Origin of the sequence: Proteus columbae (assembly GCF_002777965.1) — a bacterium.
Classification (GTDB): domain Bacteria; phylum Pseudomonadota; class Gammaproteobacteria; order Enterobacterales; family Enterobacteriaceae; genus Proteus; species Proteus columbae.
In genome coordinates, this window is record NZ_NGVR01000012.1 from 1 (window position 1) to 3,366 (window position 3,366).

The window sequence follows — 3,366 nt, forward strand, 5'->3', positions numbered from 1 at the left end:
CCTTTTCCAACAACGTTTACAAGATTACACCAACCAATCTGACTTTGGCACTGGCGGTAAATATACCCGAGCTATTCAAGCCATTACCGCATTCACACAAGGCATAATGGGTAACAATATTGTCACGGCGATTGCCAATGGCTCAGCACCTTATCTTGCCAATGAAGTAAAAAAACAAATCCAAGGCAACAGTGTTGAAAGTGATATTCAGCGCACCCTTGCTCACGGTTTAGTGAATGCGGGTCTTGCACTGGCAAAAGGCGAAAATGCGATGGCACAAGCCACGGGTGCGATGACAGGCGAAACGGTGGGTATTTTATCGCATTCACTTTATGGCAAAACCCCCGAAGAACTGACTGAGACTGAAAAGCAAAATATAAGTGCATGGGCAACGTTAGCTTCAGGCATTGCTGGCGGTTTAATCAGTGATAATAGCGTAGGAGTCGCCAATGCAGCCCAAGCCGGGAAAGTGGTGGTTGAGAATAACTCATTATCCAACAAAGATGTTTTAGATTTAAGGAAAGAGTTAATTAAAGCAACAGAAAGCGGAGCGGATAAAGATAAGATATTTGACCAGTTCAGCGAGCTTAGTAAACAGCGGCGAGCGAAAGCTGTAGAGGCAGCGAAAGAAGGTGAAATTTTTGAATCGCTGGAGACGTGGGGAGAACTCCTTACTGGTGTAGATCAAGCGGACTCCTTAAAATGGATTACATGGGTAGACTCATTAAGTGCTGAAGATCGAAAAGAATTAGTTAATCTTGTTAAATATGAAAATGATTTAACAGCGGCGGCAATTTTTAATGCAGCACCTCCAGATGTCAAGATTGCGTTATGGGGTAAAGAAGGGCTTTTGATAGCATAGGGATAACAGGAGCAGGTAAGAACACGGGAATTACGGTTATATCAACAGCTATTAAAGGAAATACAGCCAAAGATTTTGAAAGTAAACCCTCTGTTAATGCATCAATAAAAGACAATGAGCCGAAAGTTATTATAGTTGATAAAAATAAATATACAGAAACTGCTAAGCATATTGAATATGCTCAAAAATCAGGTCATCCCAATATACTGACAGTAGATCGTGATGGTGCAGCCAAAAGAAGAAGAGAGTCATTAAAGAATATAGACCCAGCTAAAGGTTCTGATCGTGATGAATATCCTCCTGCTATGTTTAAAGAGGGTGGTACAGGCGCGTCAGTTAGATTAATCTCACCATCTGATAATAGAGGCGCTGGTTCGTGCATTGGTCACCAATGCCGTGAGCTACCTGATGGTACAGTTGTTATTATAAAATTAGATGAATCATCTGGAAAACAAGAAAAAGATAGAGGGAAATAAGAATGGGGTTTTTTATAGACAAATTATTATCAGTTTGTAGTGATGACATCTCGCCTAATCAATTGAAAAAAAATATTGAATCAAATTATGGGCAATCATTAATAGACCAACTAGTTTTTTTGCTAGAGAAAAAGAACGGTTTTTATGGATTTGAATCAGCATTACATTTATTTCCATATGAAAGTATAGGTAAGGAAGTCGGTGTAATTGATTGGAATAATAACGGATTGTGGATCTCTGCATATAAGGATATGGCTCTAGAAGCATTTTTTTTTGCAGAAGATATTTTTGGAAACCAGTTCTGTATTAAAGGTGATCTGATTCAAGTTTTTGATCCAGAGACAGGTTCATTTAGTGAGTTGGCGGGAAGTTTTGAGGAGTGGAGTAAAGCAATTTTAGATGATTATAATTTTTTAACTGGGTATTCATTAGCTAATCAATGGCAAAATATTTATGGAAAAATTCCATCAATGCATAGGCTAATTCCTAAGGTTCCATTTGTTTTAGGTGGGGAATATACATTAGAAAATTTATATCTATCAAATTCTATAGATGCGATGAAGTTTAGAGCGCATCTTGCCTTACAAATTAGAAATATTCCAGATGGTACAGGAATTTCTATTGATACGAGAAACTAGTTCTTGATAGTAATTCCAGTTCCACACAGAAGCCTTTTGAGTTGATTTATTATTTCTCCACCAGTTGAATAAATAGTTATTCGACTGGGAGAATGAACTGAATTTCAGTGTAAATCTGAGTTCTCCCAGCGAAATTGCAGTTATGATTTTGGTCTACCACAATCACCAGATACAACGCGAGATATCACATTACAATCAGCACAAAATCAAGAGTCGATAGACAGCAAAAACAGCAACAAAAGTGCGTCTGTCGGTGTAGGCGTCACGGTGGGCTCGGGGGGAGTTGGGGTTAATATTAATGCCAATGGTAGTCGAGCGAAAGGATTTGAAGATGGCGATCATACCTATTACACCAATAGCACATTAAATGTAGGGCAAACGCTCACATTACAAAGCGGTCAAGATACAACCTTAAAAGGCGCTCAAGCGCAAGGTGATAAAGTTATTGCTAAGGTGGGCGGTGATTTACATCTTGAAAGCCAGCAAGCGATTGATGATTACAAATCGAAGCAATCGAGTGAAAGTGCAGGTGGTAGTGTCAATGTAATGGGCACACCGGGAGGCTCGGCAAATATTTCGTTTAGTCGCGATAAAATGGACAGCAAATACCGCTCAGTGGAAGAGCAAACGGGCTTATTTGCGGGCAATCAAGGATTTGATATTACTGTGGGTAAACATACCCAGCTTGATGGTGCGGTGATCCGCAGTAAAGCCGATGCAGAAAATAACCAGTTAGATACGGGTACATTAGGCTTTAATGATATCCATAATTACGCAGAATATAAAGTTGAGCATCAATCGGGTAGTGTAAGTACTTCAGGGGGCGTTGAAGGTAATCTGCTAGCGAATATGGGGCATGCATTAGCCATGGCAGGCAACCATAGCGATAGTGCGGAAAACACCACCCAATCTGCGGTATCACAAGGCACATGGACAATACGTGATAGCAATAATCAACAGCAAGATATTGCGCAATTAAGCCAAGATACTGATAACGCCCACAGCATATTAAATAAAATCTTCGATAAAGAGAAAGAACAAAATCGCCAACAGAAACAGCAGNAGCAATAATCAACAGCAAGATATTGCGCAATTAAGCCAAGATACTGATAACGCCCACAGCATATTAAATAAAATCTTCGATAAAGAGAAAGAACAAAATCGCCAACAGAAACAGCAGTTAGTGGGTGAAATTGGCGCGCAGATTATTGATTTGGCAACCACGGTTGATACCATTCGCGGTACTCATCAAGCAAAAGAAGATTCAAGACTCGACAATCTTTCTGATACGGCTTACGACAATATTTATCAAGCTCTTTCAGAAACCAAGGATAATGTCACTGAACGTGACGTTCAAAATTACCTTTTCCAACAACGTTTACAAGATTAC

General features: G+C 39.6%; 5 protein-coding genes. All 5 read left to right on the forward strand.

The genetic code is table 11. The features are described 5' to 3' along the window. Positions 1-862: VENN motif pre-toxin domain-containing protein (locus CBE70_RS05910; protein ID WP_198585696.1), on the forward strand; the 862-nt coding region annotated here is incomplete at its 5' end. Between the two features lie 206 nt (positions 863-1,068). After that, on the forward strand, positions 1,069-1,338 hold the full coding sequence (locus tag CBE70_RS18735) for a NucA/NucB deoxyribonuclease domain-containing protein (protein WP_456300072.1): 270 nt from the start codon (positions 1,069-1,071) through the stop codon (positions 1,336-1,338). A gap of 2 nt (positions 1,339-1,340) precedes the next feature. Continuing rightward, complete coding sequence (locus tag CBE70_RS05920) at positions 1,341-1,976, forward strand: SMI1/KNR4 family protein (protein WP_198585697.1); 636 nt, start codon at positions 1,341-1,343, stop codon at positions 1,974-1,976. Between the two features lie 183 nt (positions 1,977-2,159). After that, the gene (locus CBE70_RS05925) at positions 2,160-3,047 is read left to right on the forward strand and encodes a hemagglutinin repeat-containing protein (RefSeq protein ID WP_100158623.1); all 888 of its coding nucleotides are present in this window, start codon (positions 2,160-2,162) and stop codon (positions 3,045-3,047) included. 112 nt (positions 3,048-3,159) lie between these two features. Then, positions 3,160-3,366 (forward strand): hypothetical protein (locus CBE70_RS05930; RefSeq protein ID WP_157925995.1); only part of this gene is annotated, 207 nt, incomplete at its 3' end.

Coding starts and splice junctions, on each gene's coding strand:
- CBE70_RS05920 (WP_198585697.1), top strand. CDS start 1,341: ATGGGGTTTTTTATAGACAAATTATTATCAGTTTGTAGTGATGACATC.